Origin of the sequence: Streptomyces cylindrosporus (genome assembly GCF_022698165.1) — a bacterium.
GTDB lineage: Bacteria > Actinomycetota > Actinomycetes > Streptomycetales > Streptomycetaceae > Streptomyces > Streptomyces cylindrosporus.
Genome location: NZ_JALDAY010000010.1, coordinates 203,867 through 226,316 on the forward strand (window position 1 = coordinate 203,867; position 22,450 = coordinate 226,316).

Sequence of the window (22,450 nt, forward strand, 5' to 3'; positions counted from 1 at the left end):
GTGGCAGCCAAGGTCGAGCTAGTGCCCCAGGTGGCGGACCCGCCCGAGGGAACCGTCGTGTTCCTCATCGGCATGCGGATCAACAGCTTCTGGAAGGTGCACCGCTGGCTGCCGTCCTTCATGGCGATGGTCCCGATGCTCGTCGAGCTCAACAAGCAGAAGGAGTACGGCTTCCTCGGCGCCCGCACCTGGATCGGCCGGACCGTCCTGGTGCTCCAGTACTGGCACTCCATGGACGAGCTGATGGCGTACGCGCACGACACCGACGCCTCCCACCGGCCGGCCTGGGGCCGCTTCAACCGCACCGTCGCGAACAACGGCGCGGTCGGCATCTACCACGAGGCGTACGTCGTCGACCCGGCACGCATGCACACCGTCTACCGCAACATGCCGCCGTTCGGCATCGGCAGGGCCACCGAGAGCCGGCCCCAGCGGGCCGTTCCGGTGCCGCGGTCGCCGCGCGAGCACGGCAGTCCTCAAGAGCGGAGCACACCATGACCACACCAGGGCCCGTGCGGGCCGGACAGGACGTGCAGTGGCGCCGGTGCGGCTCCTGCGGCGCCTACGTCTACGGCAAACGGCTCGACCGCAACCGCAAGGTCTGCCCCGAGTGCCAGTTCCACTTCCGCATCCCGCCCGACGTACGGATCGCCCAACTCGCCGACCCCGGCAGCTTCGAGGCGTTCCCCGACACCTACGCGCCGCGCGACCTCCTCGGCTTCAGCGACAGCAAGCCGTACCCGGACCGGCTGCGCGACGCCCAGTCCCGGACGGGCCGTCAGGACGCGGTGCTCGCCGGGACGATGAGCATCAACGGCCGTCAACTGGTCGTGGCCGTCCTCGACTTCACCTTCATGGGCGGCAGCATGGGCACGGTCGTCGGCGAGACCGTCGCCGCCGCGGCCCGCACCGCCCTCGCCGAACGGCTCCCGCTCCTCCTGGTCGCCGCCTCCGGCGGGGCCCGGATGCAGGAGGGCGCCCTGTCGCTGATGCAGATGGCGAAGACCTCCCAGTGGATCGCCGCCCTGCGCGAGGCCCGCGTCCCGGTGATCAACCTCAACACCGATCCGACCTTCGGCGGCGTCAGCGCCTCCTTCGCGATGCTCGGCGACGTCGTCCTCGCCGAGCCCGGCAGCCTCCTCGGCTTCGCCGGACCCCAGGTCATCCGCAACACCATCCGCCAGGAGCTGCCGCCCGGCTTCCAGAGCGCCGAGTTCCTGCTCGAACACGGGATGATCGACGGCGTCGTACCACGGGAGAACCAGCGGGAGCAGCTGGCGCGACTGCTCACGCTGCTCGGACCGTCCGTTCCCGAACTGCCCGAAGTGGCCGAAGAACACGCGGTGTTGGAGCATCCGGTACCGACTACCCGTACCACCCGCGAGACCGTCGCCCTCGCCCGGGACATCCAGCGACCCACCACCCTGGAGTACATCGGATACGTCTTCGACGACTTCGTCCCCCTGCACGGCGACCGCGCCTTCGGCGACGACGAGGCACTGGTCGGCGGGCTGGCCCGGTTCGGCGGGCAGAGCGTCGTCGTTCTCGGGCACCAGAAGGGCCACGACACGGCCGAGTTGGTGCGCAGCAACTTCGGCATGCCGAACCCCGAGGGCTACCGCAAGGCGCTCCGGCTGATGCGCTTCGCGGACCGCTTCGGGCTGCCGGTGATCGCGTTCATCGACACGCCCGGCGCCTTCCCCGGGATCGGCGCGGAGGAGCGCGGGCAGAGCGTCGCCATCGCCGACTGCATCCTCGAACTGTCCCGGCTGCGCGTCCCGGTCGTCTCCGTCGTCACCGGCGAGGGCGGCAGCGGCGGCGCGCTCGCGCTGGGCGTCGCCGACACGGTCCTCATCCTGGAGAACGCCTACTACTCGGTGATCAGCCCCGAGGGCTGCTCCACCATCCTCTTCGGTACGGCCGAACACGCCGGCCGCGCCGCCGACGCCCTTCGGCTGACCGCCTCCGAACTGCTGCGCCTCGGCGTCGTCGACGGCATCGTGCCCGAGCCGCCCGACGGCGCCCACACCGCCCCGCACACCACCGCGCTGACCGTGAAGAGCGCCCTCGCGCGGACCCTCGCCCCGCTGCTCGACCGCTCCGGCGAGCAGCTCGTCGACGCCCGACGGAGGCGGTACGACCGCTTCGGGGACCCTCAACTGCAGCCCGTAGTGGACTGGGAGACGCACGATGAGCACTGAGGCGACCACCGGAACCGAGGAAAGCACCGACATGACGGTGGAGGAGCTGAGGGCCCACACCCTGCTCCTCGCCGGCCAACTCCCCGGCACGCTACGGCGGATCACCCTGCGGGCCGGGGCGCTGAGCGTGGACGTGGAATGGGAGAACGCACCCGTGCAGGCCGCCCCGGTCGCGCAGTCGGCCCCCACGGCCGCGCCCGCCTCCCCGGAGCCCGACACCGCCCCCGCGAACCTCGTCCGCGTCACCGCCCCCCTCGTCGGCACCTACTACCAGGCCCCCTCCCCGGGCGCCGAACCCTTCGTCAAGGTCGGCGACACGGTCGAGGCCGGGCAGCAGCTCGCCGTCATCGAGGCGATGAAGCTGCTGAACTCCATCACCGCCGAGGTCAAGGGCGTCGTGCACGCCATCCACGTACAGGACGGGGAGGTCGTGGAGTACGCGCAGCCGCTCGTCGACCTCGTCCCGGCCGGCTGAGACGGGCGGGACGACGACATGTTCGACAAGGTGCTCATCGCCAACCGCGGCGAGATCGCGCTCCGGATCATCCGGACCTGCCGCGACCTCGGCGTCCGTACCGTCGCCGTGTACTCGACGCCCGACGCGGACGCCCAGTTCGTGAAGGCCGCCGACGAGGCCGTGCACATCGGCCCCGGCGCGCCCACCCGCAGCTACCTCAACATCCCGAACATCATCGGCGCCGCCGTGAAGACCGGCGCCGAGGCCGTCCACCCCGGCTACGGCTTCCTCTCCGAGGATCCCTACTTCGCCGAGATCTGCGCCGACGACGGCATCACCTTCATCGGCCCGCCGCCGGACGTCATGGAGAACGTCGGCGACAAGGCCACGGCCCGCAAGCTGATGACGGCAGCCGGGCTCCCGCTGCTCCCCGGTACCACCGAGCCCGTCGACTCCGTCGAGGCCGCCGAGGAGATCGCCCGGGAGATCGGCTACCCGGTCATCATCAAGGCCGCGGCCGGTGGCGGCGGGCGCGGGATCACGGTCGTACGACGCCCCCAGGACCTGCGGGACGCGTACACGACCACCCGCGCCAACGCCCAGGCCGTCTTCAAGAACAGCGCCGTCTACATCGAGCGCTACCTCACCCGCACCCGGCACATCGAGATCCAGGTGCTCTGCGACGACTTCGACGGCGCCGTCCACCTCGGCGAACGCGACTGCTCGGTGCAGCGCCGGCACCAGAAGCTGGTCGAGGAGTCGCCCGGGCCCGGCATCCCGCCCGAGCTGCGCTCCCGGCTCGGCGCGGCGGCCGTCGCCGGTGCACGGGCCGTGGGCTACCGGGGCGCCGGGACCGTGGAGTTCCTGCTGGAGGCCGACCCGGAGGCGCACAACGCCTTCTGGTTCATGGAGATGAACGCCCGGATCCAGGTCGAGCACCCGGTCACCGAACTCGTCACCGGCGTCGACCTGATCAGCGAGCAGCTGCGCGTCGCCTCCGGCTCCCCGCTCACCGTCAAGCAGGAGGACGTCGAGGTCCGCGGGCACGCCATCGAGTGCCGGATCAACGCCGAGGACCCCGACCGCGGCTTCGCGCCCACGCCGGGCCTGCTGGAGAACTACCGCACGCCGGGCGGCCCTTGGGTCCGCGTCGACACCGACTACGTGCCCGGCTCCCGGGTCAGCCCCTACTACGACTCGATGATCGGCAAGCTCATCGTCTGGGGCCCGGACCGCGCCACCTGCCTGGACCGGGCCCTGCGCGCCCTGTCGGAGTTCGAGGTGTCGGGCCCCGGCGTCCACACCACGATCCCCATGCACCAGGAGATACTCGGGCACCCCGAATTCCGCCGCGGCGGCATCGCCACGGATTTCCTGGAACGGAATTTCGCGCTGTAGGAAATCCGTCCCTCAACCTATGGAAATTCTTGATCGCCGGACCGGGAAATCCGTTGGGCGGGATCTGTACTTTTCCTCCGGGGAATTCAAGAGTGAAGGCATGTCTCTGCGAATCGTCGTATCGAGTGTCTCCTCCGACGCGCACATGTGGAATCTGGTCTATCTGCAACTGCTCCTGGAGGAGGGCGGGCACGAGGTCACCAACCTCGGGGTGTGCCCGCCGGACACGACCGTCATGGACGCCTGCCGCGGCGCCGACCGCCCCGACCTGCTGGTCCTGAGCACCGTCAACGGCCACGGCCACCTCGACGGACTGCGCCTGATCCGCGCCCTGCGCGCCGACCCGGAACTCGCCGCACTGCCCGTCGTCATCGGCGGCAAACTCGGCGTCCGGGGCGGCGACGCGGAAGAGGGCCGGCGACTGGTGGACGCCGGTTTCGACGCCGTCTTCAACGAGTCGGAGCAACCGGCCGGCCGCACCCTCGCCGCCTTCGGGGATTTCCTCGCGCGGCTGGCCGAGGAAGTGGCCGCACCCGAGCCCCTCGTCACCGGAGCCCCGCACTGATGGGCCGGTTCGCCGAATTCGTCCGTACGGCGACCACGGCGGGCCGGCTCGTCGTGCAGCCGCGCATGGGCTTCGGCGAACTCGCCCGGATGCGGGCCGGGCTGACGGCGGTGCGGGACTGCCGGGCCACCACGGTCGGCACCATCACCCTCGACAGCTACACCCGCGTCGGCGACTACGCCTCCGCCCGCCGCGCCCTGCGCGAGGGAGCCGACCTCAACGGCTTCCCGCTCCTCGCGCACGGTGCCGGAACCGTCCGGGACCTGCTGCGGGAGGTCTCCTCCGACGGCTTCCCGGTGCAGGTACGGCACGGCTCGCCGTTGCCGCTGGACCTGTTCCGCGTCATGGTCGCCGCGGGCGTGGACGCCACCGAGGGCGGGCCGGTCTCCTACTGCCTGCCCTACGGCCGCGTCCCGCTCCCCGAGGCCGCCGACAACTGGGCGCGCTGCTGCGAACTCGCCGCCGGCGCCCGCGAACCCATGCATCTGGAGACCTTCGGCGGCTGCATGCTCGGCCAGCTCTGCCCGCCCTCGCTGCTGGTCGCGCTGAGCGTCCTGGAGGCCCTGTTCTTCCACGAGCACGGCCTGCGCTCGATCTCCCTCAGCTACGCCCAACAGGTCCACCTGGGCCAGGACTTGGAGGCGCTGGCAGCCCTCCGCCGCCTGGCCTCTGCACATCTCCCCGGCATCGACTGGCACATCACCCTCTACACCTACATGGGCGTCTTCCCCCGCACCCCGATCGGCTCCTACCGCCTGGTCGAGGACAGCGTCCGGCTCGCGGTCCACAGCCGCACCGAGCGGCTCATCGTCAAGACCCCCGCCGAGGCCCGTCGTATCCCCGCGATCGAGGAGAACGCCGAGGCCCTGGAGTTCGCCGACGCCGTGGCCCGCAAGGCCGCGGCGGACTGCGCCGTCACCAACTGCCCGCCGCCCACGGACACCGGCCTCCTGGCCGAGGCCCGCGCCCTGATCGAGGCCACCCTCGAACTCGGCCGTACGGTCGGCTCGGCCCTGGTCGCCGCCTTCGCCCGGGGCGTCCTCGACGTGCCGTACTGCCTCCACCGCGACAACGCCAACGCCGCCCGGGCGGTCATCGACGAGCGGGGGATGCTTAGTTGGGCACGGGCCGGAGGCATGCCGGTCAAGGTGCGGGAGCGAGACGCGGAATGCACCTCCGGCCTCACCGCCGCCCGCCTCACCACGATGCTCACCCACAACGAACGCCGCTACGACCGCGAGGACTTGGTGGGCTCACTGCTACGGGGTGCGACATGAGGACGAAAACGCCGCACACCGGCCCCCGAAACCGCCGAGCCGCCCCGACGCCCACCCGGGTGGCCCCGTCGGCGGCCGCCCGCATGGCCCCCACGCCGGTCGCCCGCGTGATCCCGACGCAGGTCACTCGCGTGGCCCCGCCGGTCGCCCGCGTGACCTCGGCCCCGGCCGCCCGCGTGACCCCGCCGGTCCCCTGGGTGACCTCGACCCCGGTCGCCCGTGTGGCCTTGACCCTAGTCGCCCGCATGGCCCCCACGCCGGTCGCTCGCGTGACCCTGCCCCCGGCGGCCCGGATGGCCCCGACCCCGGTCGCCCGTGTGACCCCGCCAGTCGTCCGCGTGGGCCCGACCCCGGTCGCCCGGGTGACCTCGACCCTGGTCGCCCGCGAGACCCCGACGCCCACCCGCGTGCCCCCGACGTCGGCCGCCCACGTGACTCCGACCGCCGCCCCGGTGACCTCGGCCCCGGTCGCTCGCGTGACCCTGACCCCAGCCACCCGGGTGACCCCGCCCCCGTTCGCCCACGTGACCCCGGTCATGCCTCCCGCCTCCGACGCGCCGTCCGTCGCCCCGGAACGGAGCGTCCCATGACCGGCCGCCGTGCCCCTGCGGGCACCCGTGCCCCCGTCGGCACCCTTGCCGCCGTCCGTGCCCGAGGTGCCGTTCGTGTTCTCGTCTCTCGGGGGCAGCCCGGGCTTTCCCTCCGTACCCCCGACGGGCACTGGACCGGTCTCGACGCGGACGTCGCGCGGGCCGTTGCCGCCGCTGTGCTCGACGAGCCCGACGCCGTCGACTGGTGTCCCGCCGGGTCTGACGAACGGCTCAGTCAACTCGCGGGCGGGCGCGCCGATCTGACGGTGTGCAACGTCAGCTGGACCATGGGCCGCGAGGCCGCGCACGGGCTGCTCTTCGCCGGGGTGACCTGTTACGACGGCGAGGGCTTCCTCGTCCGAGCCGACTCCGGCATCCACGAACCCGCCCACCTCGCCGGTCACCGCCTCGCCGTCCACACCGGCTCCACCTCGCCCGCCAACCTCGCCGCCTGGTACGGCCCCAGGGGCCTCGCCGTCGAGCCCGTCGCCTTCGACGCCCCGGCCGACGCGCTGCACGCCTACGCCCGCGGCGACTGCACCGCGTACGTCCTCGACAAGGTCGCCCTGGCCGGCGCCCGCCGCACCCTGCCGGACCCGGAGGCGCACCGCATCCTGCCCGCCGAGATCTCCCGCGAGCCGATGGCCGCCGTGGTGCGCGACGACGACCCCGGCTGGTTCCGCATCTGCCGCTGGGTGCTCCAACTCCTGTTCGCCGCCGAGTACGAGAGCCACCGCACCGGCGCCGCGGGCCGCGAGGCCGTCGCCCGCCAGGCCGGCCGGCACGGCCCCGCCGCCGGACTCGACGAACGCTGGGCCGCCCGGGTCCTCGACGCCGTCGGCAGCTACGCCGAGCTCTACGAACGCAACCTGGGCCGGGCCTCGGGCCTCGACGTTCCGCGCGGCCCCAACGAGCTGTGGACCAGAGGAGGTCTGCACTACGCCGTGCCCCTGCACTGACCCACCAGCGGAGAGACGAGGTACCGAACGTGAGCAGCACCCCCACCCCAGGACCGACCGGCGCGCAGCAGACCAGAGGAGCCGCCGAACTCACCGCGGCCATGGTCCTGTCGGGCACCCTCGGCGTCTTCGTCGTCGAGTCCGGCCAGCCCAGCTTCAACGTGGTCTTCTTCCGCTGCGTCTTCGGTGCCGTCGCGCTCGCCGCGTACTGCCTGGCCCGCGGGCTCTTCAGGAACCATGGCTTCACCCGCCGCACCTTCGGCCTCGCGGTCCTCGGCGGAGTGTGCATCGTCTTCAACTGGGTTCTGCTGTTCAGCAGTTACGGCAAGACGTCCATCTCGGTGGCGACCGTCGTCTACCACACCCAGCCGTTCTACGTCGTGATCCTCGGGCTCGTCCTGTTCAAGGAGAAGCTCAACCGCCACCAGGCCGGCTGGATCCTGATCGCCTTCGTCGGCGTCCTCCTGGTCGCCGACCTCACCACCGCCGACGGCGCGAAGGGTGCCACGTACTTCCTGGGCGTCGGCCAGGCCCTGCTCGCCGCGCTGCTGTACGCCTTCGCCACCGTCATCGCCAAGCACCTGAAGTCCGTACGCCCCGAACTCACCGCCCTCACCCAGGTGCTGGTCGGCATCCCGCTGCTGCTGCCGTTCACGGCACTGGGCCGCACCGCCGGTCTCGGCGCCGACTGGGCCTGGCTGGTCGCGCTCGGCGTGATCCACACCTGCCTGATGTACATCCTGCTGTACGCCTCGTACCAGAAACTGCCCACCGCGAAGATCGCGGTGCTGTCCTTCGTCTACCCGGCCGTGGCCATCCTCGTCGACTTCACGGTGTACGGGCACCACATCACGCCCCTTCAGGCCCTGGGCGTCCCGCTGATCGTCGTGGCGGGCCTCGGCGTCAACCTCGGCTGGCGGCTGCTGCCGGCCGGGCGCCGCCGTACGCCCGGCGAGACGGCCGCACCCGCGCTCACCCGGATCGGAGAACCCCGATGACCTTCGTCAGCGACAGCAAGGCGCCGGGCATCGCCATCGTCGGCGCGACGGGAGCGGTCGGACAGACTCTCGTGGAGCTCATCGGGACAAGGGGCTTACGGCACCGGGGAGTTCGGCTTGCCGCCTCCGCGCGCTCGGCCGGCCGGCGGATCGAGGTCGACGGCCGCACCCGCACCGTGGAGGACCTGGAGGGCTTCGACTTCTCCGGCACGGACATCGCGTTCTTCTCCGCCGGCACGTCCGTCAGCCAGAAGTACGCCCGCCCGGCCGCCGCGCAGGGCGCCCTGGTCATCGACAACACCAACGCCTTCCGCATGGACCCGGACACCCCGCTGGTCGTCCCGCAGGTCAACGCCGACGTGCTCACCGGGCGTCCGGCGAGCGGGATCATCGCCAATCCCAACTGCTCGACCATCCCGCTGGTGCGGCTGCTGCGGACGGTCGAGCAGCGGTGGGGGATACGGCAGGTGGTGGTCAGCACGTACCAGGCCGCCTCGGGGCAGGGCGAGCACGGCATCGCGGAGCTGCGGGAGGGCGCCGAGCTCGTCCTGCACGAGCCGGGCGCCGAACTGCCCGCCGACCGCTTCGGCAAGCCCCTCGCCTTCAACGTCGTGCCCTTCATCGACCGGCTGCTGGAGACCGGCTTCACGATGGAGGAGCAGAAGATGCTCCAGGAGTCCCGCAAGATCCTCGGCCTGCCGCATCTCGACGTCACCACCACCTGCGTCCGGGTGCCGGTCGTCAACTCCCACTCCGAGGCGGTGTGGGTCGAGGCCACGGAGCCCGTCGACCGCGCCGAACTGGTCGCCCGGCTGGCCGAGTTGCCCGAGGTCACCGTCCACGACCGGGACACCCTGGGCGCCTACCCGACCCCGCTGACCGCGGGCGAGCCCGACCACGTCCACGTCGGCCGGGTCCGGGTCGCCCCGCACAACCCGCGCGGGTTCTGGCTCTGGCTGGTCGCCGACAACCTGCGCATCGGGGCCGCCCTGAACGCCGTACAGATCGCCGAGACCGTCCTCGACCGGGGGTTGCTGTGAGCGACGCTGCCATTCTGAAGTTCGGCGGCTCCACCTTCCGTACTCATGCCGCCTACGACAAGCTCGCGGCCGGACTCGAAGAGCGCCTGGACGCCGACGGACGGCGGCTGGCCGTCGTCGTCAGCGCCATGCAGGGGGAGACCGAGCAACTGCGCGGACGGCTGCACGAGGTCAACCGGCACCCCGAGGACGCCACCCCGGCCGGCATGCTCGCCACCGCCGACCTGATCAGCGCCCACCTCCTGGCCACCGCCCTGCACCGCAGGGGCCGCACGGCCACCGTGCTCGCCGGCCACCAGATCGGGCTGATCACCAACTCCTCGTTCCTGTGGGCCCGGGTCATCGAGACCGACCCCGGGCCGCTGAGCAAGACGCTCTCCGAGCACGAGGTCGTCGTCGTCCCCGGCGGACAGGCCGTCGACGCGCAGGGCCGGCCGACCTGGCTCGGCAAGAACAGCTCCGACCTGAGCGCGATCGCGGTCGCCCGCGCCGTCGGCGGCAGCGCCTGCGAGATCCACTCCGACGTCGACGGCATCTACACCTCCGACCCCCATCTGGTGCGCGGCGTAAGGCTGTTGCCGAAGGTCTCCTTCAACATGGCCGCCCTGATGTCCCTGTACGGCGCGAAGGTGCTGCACCGCAGGGCGGTCCAACTCGCCCTGAGGCACGGCATCGAGATCGTCTGCCGCTACAACCGGGCGCCCTTCTCGCCGGGCACCACCATCAGCCGCGAGGGCGACCAGATGGCCGCGATCGTCTTCAACCAGCGTTCCGTGGTGCTCGGTTACGACAACGACGACTGCGCCGACCTCGCGCACGGCGTCTTCCACGCGGCCGGCATCGACACCGTGCGGCTCACCGACAAACCCTGGGTGGCCGTGGTCGGCGGCTTCGTCGACCTGGAGGCCGTCCAGCGGCGCCAGAACCTCAAACCGGGCGCCTACATCGGCGTCCCGGTCGCCGAGATCCGCGGCTCCAAGGTCACCACCCACATCGCCGAGAGCGGCGAGGACGCCCTGCACGTCGCCCAACGCCTGCACGACCGGCTCGACATACCGTTCACGGGCCCCGAGCCGCGGCCCCAACTCGCCGGAGTGTGACCGTGACCTTCGCCGACCTCGAACTGCCCGACCGGGTGCGCGACACCATCGGCACCGAGCTGTGTCTGCTGCCCGACCCGACCCAGGACGTCGACCGGGCGCTCACCCGCTACCACCGCGTCTTCGCCGCCCTGCCGACCGAACTCCTCCAGCAGATCATGGACTTCGGCCGGCACAACGACTCCCCGGGCGTGATGCTCGTACGCAACCTGCCCCTGGACGAGAACCTGCCGCCCACGCCCGCGGACGGCGAGCCCAGCACCGCCAAGGCCAGCTTCGTCGCCGAGGGCGTGCTGCTGGGCCTCACCGGCCTGCTCGGCGAACCGATCGGCGTGCTCACCGAGAAGGCCGGCCGGCTCGTCCACGACGTCGTCCCGGTGCCGGAAGGAGCACGGGCCCAGACCAACCAGGGCTCCGCGGTCTTCCTCAACTTCCACAGCGACATCACCTACGACACCACCGGCCGCTACGACGTCGCCAACCCGGACTTCCTGGTGCTGAACTGCCTGCGCGGGGCCGCCGGGAACGACGCCCTCACCTACTACGCCGACGCCCGCGACCTGTGCGCCGAACTCCCGGACGCGATCGTCGAGACCCTGCGCAGCCCCCTCTACCGGCTCAACGCGCCCGGCAGCTACACCCGCAGCGTGGGGGAGGAGGTGCTGTCCGAGCCCGTGCCGATCCTCAGCGGCGCGGCCCGCTTCCCGGAGATCGCCGTCTCCGCCAACGGCACCCGCCCCCTCACCCGGGGCGCCCGCGCCGCCCTGGACACCCTCCAGGAGGCCTGCCGGAGCGTCGCCCACGCGGTGCGCCTGCAACCGGGGCAGGCCCTCCTCATCAACAACCGCAAGGGCGTCCACGCCCGCTCCACCTTCCGGGCCCACTACGACGGACAAGACCGCTGGCTCCAACGCACCTACATCCGCCGCAACTTGTGGAACCTGCGGTATCGCGCCACCCCGGAGGACCGGCGCGTTCATTACTGAATGCGCGCACCTACCTAACGCTTTCGCGCCCGCGCACCTCGCAAGGGAGTTCGGGCGGACGGGGCTCGCCTACGCTGGAACGGCGAGAGGCAGTGCTCGACGACTTCGTGGGGTGAGGAATTGACGGGTGGGATTCCTCTACTGGGCGAACTGGCGGTGAAGGCCTACGAAACGGCCCTCCAGAAGGGCCGCTTCGAGGACGAGGAGATCGCCGCCGCCACCGGAGCGGACCTCGGCGCCGTCGAGGAGGTGCGCAAGTCCCTCCAGGACCTGCACCTCCTCAGCCAACCCGCGCCCGGACGACCCGTCGTCCCCCTCGACCCCGAGGTCGCCGAGGCCGAACTCGTCACCCCGCTGGAGGTCGAGATCGGCCGCCGACGGCGCGAGATCGGCCGTATCCACGAGGAGTTGCGCACCCTCGCCGCCGACTACCGCGCCCGGCCGAGCGGCGGCCCCGCCGCCGACGTGCCCATCACCGTCCTCGACGACGTCGAGGAGGTGCGGCGCGAGATCGACCGCGCCCGCTACGGCTGCACGGAGGAGCGCATGAGCCTCCAGTCCGGCGGCGGCCGCCCGCCCGAACTCCTGGAGGCGGACCGGGAACACACCCTGGAGCTGCTGCGCCGGGGCGTCCGCGTGCGCACCCTCTACCAGCACACCGCCCGCACCAGCCTCGCCACCCGCACCTATGTCCAGGAGGTCACCCGCCAGGGCGCCGAGGTGCGCACCGTCGACGAGCTCTCCGAACGGCTCATCATCTACGACCGCAGGATCGCGTTCATCCCCAAGGAGCGCACCGGCAGCCGGCCGCCCGGCGCCGCCGTCATCACCGAGCCGACGGTCGTCGGATATCTCGCCCGCAGCTTCGAGTCGGTCTGGCAGATCGGCCGCCCCTTCGAGGTGGGCCGGCAGACCGCCGAACACCCGCAAGTCGCCGAAGAAGTACGGCATTCCATCATCCGCCTGATGGCGCTCGGCCTCAAGGACGAAGTCATCGCGCGCAGGCTGGGAATGGCGACCCGCACCTGCCGGCGCCACATCTCCGCGATCATGGAGGAAATGGGCGCCGTCAGCCGTTTCCAGGCGGGCCTGATAATCGGCCGTGAAAACGGGGATGTTGGCAGCTAGCTGACGCCGCGTGGCCCGAATGGGACATCGCCCGGACATGGCGCACCCGGCCTCCCGGTGATTCGCTGTACTGGGAAATCCATCGTCGGAAATCCAGCGAATGTCGGCCCATGCAGGGAGAAGACCATGGACATCAGGCAGCTGGCGGCGTTCCACAAGGTGGCCACGCTGCTCAGCTTCTCGAAGGCGGCGACGGAGCTGAAGTACGCGCAGTCCAGCGTCACCAGCCAGATCAAGGGGCTGGAGATGTCCCTCGGCGTCGACCTCTTCGACCGTCTCGGCGGCCGTATCCAGCTCACCGAGGCGGGGCAGCGGCTGCTGCCGTACGCCGAGCAGATGCTGGCCCTGGCCGGCGAGGCCCGCGGCGCCACGGTCGGCTCCGGGGACCCCTCCGGCGTCCTCACCATCGGCTCCATGGAGAGCATCACCTCGTACCGGATGCCGCCCCTGCTGGAGTTCTTCCACCACCGCTACCCGGCCCTGCACATCGTGCTGCGCCCCAGCCTGTGCGCCGAGACCTGCCACGCGCTGCGCCAGGGCATGTTCGACATGGGCTTCCTCATGGAGGCGGAGACCCAGCACCCCGGCGTCCAGACGGAGGTGCTCGGCTCCGAACCGCTCACGGTGGTGGCGGCCCCCGACCACCCGCTGACCCAGCTCCCCAAGGTGACGACCGAGGAACTGCGCCGCACCCAGGTGATATCGGCGGAGGCCGGCTGCGCCTACCGGGAGCTGTTCGAGGCGGAGTTGAACGACGGCACGGGCGAGGCGCTGCCCTTCCTGGAATTCGGCACGATCGAATCCATCAAGCGGGGCGTTGCGGCGGGCCTCGGCATAAGCCTGCTGCCGACGGCCTGCGTCCAGGACACGCTGGATACCGGAATTCTGGTCGAGCTGGAATGGGACATCCCTTTCGAGGTGTTCACCCAGCTCGCCTGGCGACGCGGAAAGAACCTCACCCGGGAAATGCGGGTGTTCACCGACCAGTCGATCCGGTTCCTGGCCGAGGAATACGGCCGTTGAGGGTCATTCACGGGCGATCGGCGCCAGTTCGCGGAGGGTGCTGCGGAGCGTGCGGATGTGGTCGTCCACCGTTCCCAGCCCCATTCCCATCGTGCTCAGACACAGATGCGTCGCCCCCAGGTCACGCCAACCGGCCACGAAGTCCGGCCACTTGGCCTCCGGCACCTCCGAGAGCTTCAGCCGGGCCTCGAAGCCCAGCCGGGACGGATCCCGGCCCGCCTGCACGGCGTACGAGCGCACCCGCCCCACCGCCGCCCGCGCCGCCTCGTCCGGCGGGCGCTGCGGCAGCCAGCCGTCCCCGAGGCGTCCCACCCGCCGCAGCACCGGCTCCGCCTCCCCGCCGAACCACACGGGGATACGGCCCCGTACGGGCCGCGGGAGGATCCCGGCGTCCTCGATCCGGTGCCAGCGGCCCTCGAAGGTGACCGTCGGGGACGTCCACAGCGCCCGCAGCGCCTCCACCTGCTCGGCACTCCGGGCGCCCCGGTCGGTGAAGGCCGCGCCGAGGGCGTCGTACTCCACCCGGTTCCAGCCGATGCCCACGCCCAGTCGCAGCCGGCCGCCGCTGAGCACGTCGACCTCCGCCGCCTGCTTGGCGACCAGTGCCGTCTGGCGCTGCGGGAGCACCAGGACGCCGGTGACCAGCTCCAGCGAGCGGGTGACACCGGCGAGGTAGCCGAACAGCACGAAGACCTCGTGGAAGAGGTCGTCACTGGTGTAGCCGTACCAGCCGGGGCGGCTCGCGGTGCCGGCGCCGAGCACGTGGTCGAAGGCGACCGCGTGCTGGAATCCCAGCCCCTCCACCGCCTCCGCCCACGCGCGCACGGCGCCCGGGTCCGCGCCGATCTCCGTCTGCGGGAACACCGCCCCGATCCGCATGGCTGTGCGGTTCCGCATGGTCCGGCCGCCTAGCCGACCAGACCCCAGCCGTCGTCCTCGCCGGATGTCCCGCGCCTGTTCCCTGCGGCGTTCACCATCGGTTCCTCCTCGTGGGTCGATCCCGTCGTCGTCCCACCCTCACCGCCCCGCGCCACGCACGGAGCGCGCCCGGCACCCGGAGCCGGGCACTCCGTCAGACGGGGAATGACACTGCGTCAAGTGACCTGTCAGATCAAATGAACTGACGTAGTACCGGGTCGGAGCTCGCAGAGTGTGCCGGTCGGGCACCGCACCGGGACCTCGCGCCCGGACCCCCTCACTAGCGTCGGCCGGGACCGCCTCGCCCAACACCACGGCATGCCAACGGAGTTGACCATGAGTCCCGCCGAAGACCGGCTCGACGCCATCGAGACCTGCACCCGGATGCTGTGGCACGTCGACCTGCGGCAGTGGGACGCCCTCCCGGCCCTGCTCGCGGAGAAGGTGACGCTGGACTACACGAGCCTGTTCGGCGGGCAGCCGTCCACGAGCACGCCCGACCGGATCATCGCCGACTGGCGGGCCGGGCTCGGCCACCTCAGGGCGACCCAGCACATGATCGGCAACCAGATCGCCGAGGTGCGCGGGGACGAAGCGGTGGTCACCGCCCACTTCCAGGCCACCCACCTGCTGCCCAACGCGTACGGCGGCGCGACCTGGACGCTCGGCGGCCGCTACCGCTTCGACCTGGCCCGCACCACCGCCGGCTGGCGCATCGCCGGCGTGGTGATGACGGCCCTGTGGGCGGACGGCAACCAGCAGATCATGACCCCTCCGGACAGCCAGTAGGCCGCAACGGCGGCCGCAAGGAGACGACATGAGCGACCTCACCGAGCAGACCCGGGACGTGGCCAAGCGGTGGTTCGCCGCCCTGACCAGCGGCGACTTCGGCACCGCGCTCGGGCTCCTCGCCGACGACGTCGAATGGATCAACTACCGCCCCGTGCCCGGCTACAACGACGACATGAAGTGGATCGGCACCCTGCACTCCAGCACCGAAGTGGCCGACAGCGTCGGGGTGTTCGCCGGACAGTGCGACGTGATCTCCGAGGAGCTGCTCGACCTCGTCGTCGAGGGCGAGAAGGCCGCCGGGATCATCCACGAGATCTCCCGGGTCAAGGAGACCGGCATCGACTTCGAGATCATCTTCACCCACTGGCTGACCGTACGCGACGGCCGGATCGTCCGCTGGGAGTCCCACACCGACCCCTCCCAGATCATCCGCGCCATCCGCGGCGGGGCGGTGACCTCATGAGCGCCGAGCTCGTCGCGGCCGTACGCGCCCGCGCCGCCGAGGACGTCAGGCGGCTGCTCGACGCGGGCGCCGACCCGAGCACCCGGGAGCACTCCTCCGGGCTCACCGTCCTGATGATCGCCGCGGGCCAGGCCGACCCGGCCACCGTCGCGACGCTCCTCGCCTCCGGCGCCGACGTCCACACCGCCGACAGCCGCGCCGGCGCCACCGCGCTGCACAAGGCCTGCCAGGGCGGCAGCCTCGACGTCACCCGGCAACTCGTCGAGGCCGGCGCCTTCGTGGACGCCGTCGCCCCCACCACCGGGCACACCCCGCTGATGGACGCCCTCTGGTACAAGTACCCGGACCTCGTGGAGTACCTCCTCGACCAGGGCGCCGGCCTCAAGCTCCACACCCACTACGGCTTCTCGCTGGAGGAGCACTTCGCCTACGAGCTGAACGTCAACACCTTCGGCAAGGACAAGCTCCTGCGCGCCGAGCAGCTCCTCAAGGAGCGCCGCGAGCACGACGCGAACACCGTCGAGGCCCAGCCCCTGATGGCGGCCACCGCCGCCGGGGACGCCGAGAAGGTACGTCAACTCCTCGCCGACGGCGCCGAGGTGGACGCCCGCGCCCCCTTCCTCAACGGCTTCAACGACGCCCACACCCCGCTGCTCGTCGCCTCCCGCGACGGCCACGGCGAGATCGTCCAGCTGCTGCTCGCCGCGGGCGCCGACATCAACGCCGTCGAGCCCTGCTTCGGCGCGGTACCCCTGCACAAGGCCGTCTACAACGGCCACACCGGCATCACCGCCGACCTGGTCGCCCACCCCGGCATCGACCTCGACTTCCAGGGCGCCACCAACGGCTACACCCCGCTGCACGACGCCCTGTGGCACGGCTACGCCGACTGCGTGACCGTCCTGCTGGACGCGGGCGCCCGCACCGACCTGGTCGGCCACGACGGCAAGACCCCGCTCGACCTCGCCGTCGAGGTCTTCGGCGACGACGACCCGATCACGCGGCGGCTGACGGCGCTCGTCGCGTCGTAACCCCAACTGCCCTAAGGAACCCCGATGTTGTTCTACGTCCAGATGCGCTGGAACCACGAGGGACGGATCTCCCTGGACGAGCTCTGGGAGATCGAGCGCGAAGAGGCCGAGCACGCCCAGGAGACCCTCGACTCCGGCTTCGCGGTCGGCCTGTGGAAGGTCGCCGCGCAGAAGCGGGTGATCGGGATCATCGAGTCCCCGAGCGCCGAGGAGCTGGACCGGACCGCGCTCGGCCGGCTGCCGATGCGCGAGTACCTCGAGTTCGAGGAGGTCTGGCCGCTGCGGGACTACCTCGGCTTCGCCGAGGACGTCAAGAAGGCCTACAAGGTCTGACCGTCCACTTCTTCTGGAGATGGCCATGATCCACCAGCTGATCTTCGCCCACCCCAAACCCGGCATGTCCGAGCAGGAGTTCCAGGACTACTGGGTCAACACCCACGCCGTGCAGTACGCGAGCAGGATCCCGCAGATCAGGAAGTACCTGATCGACACCCGCATCCCCTTCGGGCCGGAGCCCGAGGACCCCCTGTGGAGCGGCATCGCGGAGATCTGGCTGGAGAACGAGCAGGAGCAGCTCGCCTCCCTGCAGACCCCCGAGTTCCTGGAGGGCGCCCGGCTCGACGAGCCGAGGTGGGCCGCCTTCTGGCGGACCGTCGTCCTCGACACCGACGCGCACGTCCTGCGGGCCGGGGACCACCCGGCGCCCGCGGACGGCGTGAAGATCGTCGCCCTGGTGAAGCGGAACGAGGGCACCACCGTGGAGCAGTTCCGCGAGCGCAGCCTCGGCGCGCACGCCGAGCTGATGCTCCAGGTGCCCGGCCTGCGCCGCTACCTGCAGTGCTTCACCCGCGACGGCGCCTACGCCATCGGCGAGGCCCTCCTCGACGCGGCCTACCTGCTCTCCTTCGACAGCCTCGAAGACCTGGAGAAGGCCGCCGCCTCCGAGGAGTACGCGCGGGCCAAGGACGACCTCGTCACCTTCGTGCAGCCCCGCTATCTGCACCACATGGCGGTCAAGGAGCACTGGATCATCGGCTCGGAGGACAGCGCACGTGAACACGGCTGAGAACCCTCGGCGTACCCAACTGGCCCTGGGCACCCTCGCCCTGGGAGCCTTCGTCATCGGTACGGCCGAACTCGTCATCGTCGGCATCCTCAATCTCATCGCCGAGGACACCGGTGTCTCGGTCGGCACGGCCGGCCTGCTCGTCACCGCCTACGCCCTCGGCATCTGCATCGGCGGTCCACTGCTGACGGCCGCGACCATCCGCCTCGGCCGCCACACGCTGCTGTGGTCGGCGCTGTCGGTGTTCCTCGTCGGCAACCTGCTCGCCGCGCTCACCACCAGCTTCGGCGCGCTGATCGTGGCCCGCGTCATCACCGGCGCCATCCACGGCCTGTTCATCGGCGTGGCCTCCGCGCTCGCCGCGCACCTGGTGCCCGCCGGGCAGCAGGGCCGGGCCGTGGCCATGGTGTTCGGCGGGATCGCGGTGTCGACCGTCATCGGCGTGCCGCTGGGCACCCTGGTCGGCAACGCGATCGGCTGGCAGGCCACCTTCGTCGGCATCGTCGCGCTGGGCGCGGTGGCCCTGGTCGCCACCCTCGCCCTCGTGCCGCGGATCGGCATCACCGGACCCACCGGGCTCGGCGCACAGGCCAAACACGCCTTCGCGCCAAGGGTGTTGGCCCAGCTCGGCGTCGGACTGCTGCTGCTCGGCGGCCAGTTCGCGGCCTTCACCTACCTCGCCTCCTACCTGGAGGACGTCACCGGCATCTCCGGCGGAGCCGTCAGCGCCTTCCTCCTCGTGTACGGAATCGCCAGCGCCGTGGGCGTGTTCGGCGGCGGCCGGTTCGCGGACCGGGGCGCGGCGACCACGCTCGTCGTCGCCAACATCGCGCTCGCCCTCATCCTCACCGCCCTGCACTACGTCGGCGACAACGCGGCCCTGACCGCGGTCGCCCTCGCCGTGTGGGGGCTGGTCGGCTTCGGGCTCGTGCCCTCCTTCCAGCTGCGGGTGATCACCCTCGCCGGACCCGGCGGCGACCTCGCGGCCACCCTCGGCGCCTCTGCGGTCAACGCCGGCATCGCCGGGGGAGCGGCGGCGGGCGGCTGGGCGGTGGAGAGCCACGGCGTCGACTCCGTGTTCGTCCTGGCCCTGATCGTCATGGTCGTCGCCCTGCCCGCGACCTGGGCGGCCACACGACTGCGCCCGGCGGCCGACGAGCCGGCCCGGCCGCTGTCCCCCGTGGCCGACCCGGTCTCCGATCCCCTCTGAGGAGCGACCCGTGCAGATCATCGCGAAGAACAGCCTGCCCACCGTGCAGATCAACGGCGAGGTGGCCGCCCACATCCTCAACGCCAGCGACCATCCCGGCCTCAGCGTCTCGGCGTTCATCGTCGACGTCGCCACCGACGCCGGACCGCCGCGCCACACCCACCCCTACGAGGAGATCTTCGTCGTCGTCGAGGGGACGGTACGACTGGAGGCGGGCGGCGACACCGTCGACGCCACCCCGGACGACATCTGCGTCGTACCGGCCGGGATGCCGCACAAGTTCGCCAACCTCGGCCCCGGACGCGCCCGCATGGTCAACATCCACGCGGCCAAGGACGTCGTCACCGAGTTCGTCCCGGACGAGTCCGACACCAACGAGTCGTACGCGTACAACCGTCCGGGCAGCTGAGAGGACCCGTACATGAGGATCGGCATCCTGGGCAGCGGCGAGATCGGCTCCACGCTGGCCCGGCTGCTCACCGCCGCCGGACACGAGGTCGCCCTCGCCAACCGGCGCGGCCCCGGCTCCCTCGCCGGGCTCGTCGGCGAACTGGGCGGGCGGGCGCGGGCGGCGAGCGTCGAGGAGGCGATCGCCTTCGGTGACCCGCTCGTCTTCGTGGCCATTCCGTTCGGGGCGTACGAGACCCTCCCGGCCGGCGCGCTCGCCGGGAAGGTCGTCGTCGACACCACCAACTACACCCCCGGCCGGGACGGGATCTTTCCCGAGCTGGAGGAGGACCGGACCACGTCCTCCGAGTTGATCGCGGCCCACCTCCCGGACTCCCGGCTGGTGAAGGCCGTCAACACCCTCAACTACAAGTACCTGCTCGACCTCGCCCGGCCCGGCGCACCCCGCGAGGAGCGGACCGCGTTGTTCGTGGCGGGCGACGACACCGAGGCCGACGGGACCGTGGCCGCGCTCCTGGAGGAGCTCGGGTTCGCGGTCGTCCGGACGGGCCCCCTCGGCACGGGCGGGCGCCGGCAGCAGCCGGGCACGCCCGTCTTCAACCGTCCCCTCGACGCCCGTACCGCACAGGAGAGGTGGAGCACATGACCATCGTCGAGACCATCAGGTTCAAGCTGCGCCCGGAGGTCGGGGACGCCGACTTCCAGGACCGCAACCGGACCATGGAGAAGGAGTACCTCCAGGCGCGGCCGGGTTTCCTGGCCCGCTCCACCGCCCGCGGCGCCGACGGCGAGTACCTGGTGACCGTCCACTGGGCGACCCCCGAGGACGCCGAGGCCACCATCGCCGCGTTCTTCGGCGCCCCCGAGACACAGTCCTTCCTCGCCGCCGTCGACCTGGAGACCGTACAGCCGGGCCGCTACGAGCTGATCGAGAGCTGAGGCGCGCCTCCTCCCGCCGGGCCGGCTCCAGGACTGTGAGGGACCCGGGGCCGGCCCGATCCATCCCCGACCCGCACAATCCCTCCGCCGAGCCAGCGCGGCCCGTCCGCGGCCTGTCCGATCCGTCGGCCAGACCCCGGCGCGGTTCGTCTGCGGCCTGTCCGATCCGTCGGCCGGACTGTCGCGGTCCGTCCGCAGCCTGCCCGATTCGTCGGCCGGACTCTCGCGGTGGTCCGTCCGCAGCCTGCCGATCCGTCCGCCGGGCCCGCGCGGCCCGTCCCCGGACCGCCCGATCCGTCCGCCGGGTCCGCCCGGCCCGTCCCCGGACCGCCCGATCCGTCCGCCGAGCCCGCGCCGCCCGTCCCCGGCCCGTCCGTTCCGTCCGCCGAGCCCGCGCGGCCCGTCCCCGGACCGCACGATCCGTTCCCCGGACCCGCGCGGCCCGTTCCCGCCCCCGACCATCCCCTGGACCGTCCCTCCATCCCCCGGACCGGACGAGAAGTGGTGGAGCCATGGCACCCTCAACGACCACTCCCGCGTCGGCGGCCGCCGTACGCGCCCTGCGCACCACCCTGCGTGGTGGTGTGCTCGCGGCGGGCGACGCGGCCTACGAGCCGGCCCGGCGCCTGTGGAACGGCGCGGTCGAGGCGCGGCCCGCGGTGATCGTCCGCCCCGCCGACGAGACCGACGTGACCTGGGCGGTCCGCATCGCCCGGACCCACGGCCTGCCGCTGTCCGTGCGCGGCGGCGGCCACGACTGGGCGGGCCGGGCCACCGTGGACGGCGGCCTGGTGATCGACCTCGCCGACCTGCGGCGCGTCACCGTCGACCGGGCGTCCGGCACCGCCGTGGCCCAGGGCGGCGCCCGGGCCGGCGACCTCGTCGAGGCGACCCGCGCCTTCGGGCTCGCCCCGGTCACCGGCACCGTCAAGGCGGTCGGCTTCGCCGGTCTCGCCCTCGGCGGCGGCTACGGCCTGCTCGCCGGCAAGTGCGGACTCGCGCTGGACAACCTGGTCTCCGCCCGCGTCGTTCTCGCCGACGGCCGCCCGGTCGTCGCGAGCGCCGACGAGAACGCGGACCTGTTCTGGGCGCTGCGCGGCGGAGGCGGCAACTTCGGCGTCGTCACCGAACTGCGCGTCCGCCTGCACCCGATCGGCACGGTACTGGCCGGCATGATCCTGCACCCGCTCGCCCGAGCCGCCTCCGTCCTGCGCGGCTACCGCGACATCATCGCCACCGCCGCCGACGAACTCACCGTCATGACCGGCTTCTTCGGCGGCCCCGACGGACAGCCGCTCGTCTATCTGCTGCCGGTCTGGTGCGGGGACATCGCCGAGGGCCGCCGCGTCATCGACCGCTTCGACGCCCTCGGCAAGCCCCTCGCCGGACGCGTCTGCCCGCAGGAGTACGCGGCCGTCCTCGGCATGTTCGACCAGGTCGTCGTCGACGGCCGGCACAACGAGGTCGCCACCCGCTGGCTGCCCGAACTCACCGACGAGGCCGTCGAGTCGGTCGTCGACGCGGCCGCCACGGCCACCTCGCCGTACTCCGGCATGTACGTCCACCACTTCCACGGCGCCGCGAGCCGCGTCCCCGCCGGGGACACCGCCTTCGCGCTGCGCCGCGACCACCTGCTCGTCGAGATCGGCGCCGCCTGGGACCCCGCGGCGCCCGCGGCCCCGCACCGCCGCTGGGCGCACCAGGTGTCCGCCGCGTTCGCCGGACACGCCCTGCCCGGCGGCTACCCCAACCTGCTCGGCCCGGAGGAACACCAGCGCGCCACAGCCGCGTTCGGCCCGGGCGCCGGACGGCTGCTGAAGGTCAAGGAACGCTACGACCCGGACCGCCTCTTCAGCGCGGTGGCGGCGCTCGAACCGACCGACCCCAACCCAGGAGCCTGA

At 71.9% G+C, this 22,450-nt stretch carries 25 protein-coding genes; 24 read left to right on the forward strand and 1 reads right to left on the reverse strand.

Annotated features, from left to right (window positions below):
- The 14 genes from MQP27_RS31755 to MQP27_RS31820 all read left to right on the forward strand — a co-directional run bounded on the left by MQP27_RS31755 (nt 1) and on the right by MQP27_RS31820 (nt 13,722).
- Complete coding sequence (locus MQP27_RS31755) at nt 1-498, forward strand: DUF4188 domain-containing protein (protein WP_242770346.1); 498 nt, start codon at nt 1-3, stop codon at nt 496-498.
- The gene (locus MQP27_RS31760) at nt 495-2,201 is read left to right on the forward strand and encodes an acetyl-CoA carboxylase carboxyltransferase subunit alpha (protein WP_242770349.1); all 1,707 of its coding nucleotides are present in this window, start codon (nt 495-497) and stop codon (nt 2,199-2,201) included. The genes MQP27_RS31755 and MQP27_RS31760 overlap by 4 nt, the downstream gene beginning before the upstream one ends.
- The gene (locus tag MQP27_RS31765) at nt 2,191-2,676 is read left to right on the forward strand and encodes an acetyl-CoA carboxylase biotin carboxyl carrier protein (RefSeq protein ID WP_242770352.1); all 486 of its coding nucleotides are present in this window, start codon (nt 2,191-2,193) and stop codon (nt 2,674-2,676) included. The genes MQP27_RS31760 and MQP27_RS31765 overlap by 11 nt, the downstream gene beginning before the upstream one ends.
- A gap of 18 nt (nt 2,677-2,694) precedes the next feature.
- Nucleotides 2,695-4,056 carry an acetyl-CoA carboxylase biotin carboxylase subunit gene (accC, locus tag MQP27_RS31770; protein WP_242770368.1) on the forward strand — a complete coding sequence of 454 codons (1,362 nt, stop codon included), beginning with the start codon at nt 2,695-2,697 and terminating at the stop codon, nt 4,054-4,056.
- Between the two features lie 100 nt (nt 4,057-4,156).
- Nucleotides 4,157-4,621 (forward strand): cobalamin B12-binding domain-containing protein, encoded by a 465-nt coding sequence (locus tag MQP27_RS31775; RefSeq protein ID WP_242770386.1) that lies wholly within the window; start codon nt 4,157-4,159, stop codon nt 4,619-4,621.
- Nucleotides 4,621-5,898: a methylaspartate mutase gene (locus tag MQP27_RS31780; protein ID WP_242770389.1), complete on the forward strand. Its 1,278-nt coding sequence runs from the start codon at nt 4,621-4,623 to the stop codon at nt 5,896-5,898. Before MQP27_RS31775 ends, MQP27_RS31780 begins: the two co-directional genes overlap by 1 nt.
- A complete protein-coding gene (locus MQP27_RS31785) occupies nt 5,895-6,488 on the forward strand; it encodes a hypothetical protein (RefSeq protein WP_242770392.1) in 594 nt (197 codons plus the stop codon). Before MQP27_RS31780 ends, MQP27_RS31785 begins: the two co-directional genes overlap by 4 nt.
- Complete coding sequence (locus MQP27_RS31790) at nt 6,485-7,447, forward strand: transporter substrate-binding domain-containing protein (protein ID WP_242770395.1); 963 nt, start codon at nt 6,485-6,487, stop codon at nt 7,445-7,447. Before MQP27_RS31785 ends, MQP27_RS31790 begins: the two co-directional genes overlap by 4 nt.
- A 101-nt stretch (nt 7,448-7,548) precedes the next feature.
- Entirely contained in the window at nt 7,549-8,445 is an 897-nt protein-coding gene (locus MQP27_RS31795) for a DMT family transporter (protein WP_242771259.1), read from the forward strand.
- Nucleotides 8,442-9,485, forward strand: a complete 1,044-nt coding sequence (locus MQP27_RS31800) for an aspartate-semialdehyde dehydrogenase (RefSeq protein ID WP_242770410.1) — start codon at nt 8,442-8,444, stop codon at nt 9,483-9,485. The genes MQP27_RS31795 and MQP27_RS31800 overlap by 4 nt, the downstream gene beginning before the upstream one ends.
- The gene (locus tag MQP27_RS31805) at nt 9,482-10,585 is read left to right on the forward strand and encodes an amino acid kinase family protein (protein WP_242770413.1); all 1,104 of its coding nucleotides are present in this window, start codon (nt 9,482-9,484) and stop codon (nt 10,583-10,585) included. The genes MQP27_RS31800 and MQP27_RS31805 overlap by 4 nt, the downstream gene beginning before the upstream one ends.
- Nucleotides 10,586-10,587: 2 nt before the next feature.
- Entirely contained in the window at nt 10,588-11,571 is a 984-nt protein-coding gene (locus MQP27_RS31810; protein WP_242770416.1) for a TauD/TfdA family dioxygenase, read from the forward strand.
- A 156-nt stretch (nt 11,572-11,727) separates the two neighbouring features.
- Nucleotides 11,728-12,699 (forward strand): LuxR C-terminal-related transcriptional regulator, encoded by a 972-nt coding sequence (locus MQP27_RS51470; protein ID WP_242770419.1) that lies wholly within the window; start codon nt 11,728-11,730, stop codon nt 12,697-12,699.
- Nucleotides 12,700-12,825: 126 nt separating this feature from the next.
- The gene (locus MQP27_RS31820) at nt 12,826-13,722 is read left to right on the forward strand and encodes a LysR family transcriptional regulator (RefSeq protein ID WP_242770422.1); all 897 of its coding nucleotides are present in this window, start codon (nt 12,826-12,828) and stop codon (nt 13,720-13,722) included.
- 3 nt (nt 13,723-13,725) lie between these two features.
- On the opposite strand, the gene MQP27_RS31825 is transcribed toward MQP27_RS31820, so the two are convergent.
- Entirely contained in the window at nt 13,726-14,619 is an 894-nt protein-coding gene (locus MQP27_RS31825; protein WP_242770426.1) for an LLM class F420-dependent oxidoreductase, read from the reverse strand.
- Between the two features lie 357 nt (nt 14,620-14,976).
- Between MQP27_RS31825 and MQP27_RS31830 the strand changes: the two genes are divergently transcribed.
- The 10 genes from MQP27_RS31830 (at nt 14,977) to MQP27_RS31875 (ending at nt 22,450) form a co-directional block, all read left to right on the forward strand.
- On the forward strand, nt 14,977-15,429 hold the full coding sequence (locus MQP27_RS31830) for a nuclear transport factor 2 family protein (protein WP_242770455.1): 453 nt from the start codon (nt 14,977-14,979) through the stop codon (nt 15,427-15,429).
- A gap of 28 nt (nt 15,430-15,457) precedes the next feature.
- On the forward strand, nt 15,458-15,895 hold the full coding sequence (locus tag MQP27_RS31835) for a nuclear transport factor 2 family protein (protein WP_242770458.1): 438 nt from the start codon (nt 15,458-15,460) through the stop codon (nt 15,893-15,895).
- The gene (locus MQP27_RS31840; RefSeq protein ID WP_242770461.1) at nt 15,892-16,926 is read left to right on the forward strand and encodes an ankyrin repeat domain-containing protein; all 1,035 of its coding nucleotides are present in this window, start codon (nt 15,892-15,894) and stop codon (nt 16,924-16,926) included. Before MQP27_RS31835 ends, MQP27_RS31840 begins: the two co-directional genes overlap by 4 nt.
- A gap of 24 nt (nt 16,927-16,950) precedes the next feature.
- Entirely contained in the window at nt 16,951-17,259 is a 309-nt protein-coding gene (locus MQP27_RS31845; protein ID WP_030947702.1) for a muconolactone Delta-isomerase, read from the forward strand.
- A 25-nt stretch (nt 17,260-17,284) separates the two neighbouring features.
- The gene (locus tag MQP27_RS31850) at nt 17,285-17,992 is read left to right on the forward strand and encodes an EthD domain-containing protein (RefSeq protein ID WP_242770464.1); all 708 of its coding nucleotides are present in this window, start codon (nt 17,285-17,287) and stop codon (nt 17,990-17,992) included.
- Nucleotides 17,979-19,202, forward strand: a complete 1,224-nt coding sequence (locus tag MQP27_RS31855) for an MFS transporter (protein WP_242770467.1) — start codon at nt 17,979-17,981, stop codon at nt 19,200-19,202. The genes MQP27_RS31850 and MQP27_RS31855 overlap by 14 nt, the downstream gene beginning before the upstream one ends.
- 10 nt (nt 19,203-19,212) lie before the next feature.
- Nucleotides 19,213-19,611, forward strand: coding sequence for a cupin domain-containing protein (locus tag MQP27_RS31860; RefSeq protein WP_242770470.1), 399 nt, complete (start codon nt 19,213-19,215; stop codon nt 19,609-19,611).
- Between the two features lie 12 nt (nt 19,612-19,623).
- Entirely contained in the window at nt 19,624-20,256 is a 633-nt protein-coding gene (locus MQP27_RS31865; RefSeq protein ID WP_242770473.1) for an NADPH-dependent F420 reductase, read from the forward strand.
- Entirely contained in the window at nt 20,253-20,549 is a 297-nt protein-coding gene (locus tag MQP27_RS31870) for an antibiotic biosynthesis monooxygenase family protein (protein ID WP_242770476.1), read from the forward strand. Before MQP27_RS31865 ends, MQP27_RS31870 begins: the two co-directional genes overlap by 4 nt.
- A 512-nt stretch (nt 20,550-21,061) precedes the next feature.
- The gene (locus MQP27_RS31875; protein WP_242770479.1) at nt 21,062-22,450 is read left to right on the forward strand and encodes an FAD-binding oxidoreductase; all 1,389 of its coding nucleotides are present in this window, start codon (nt 21,062-21,064) and stop codon (nt 22,448-22,450) included.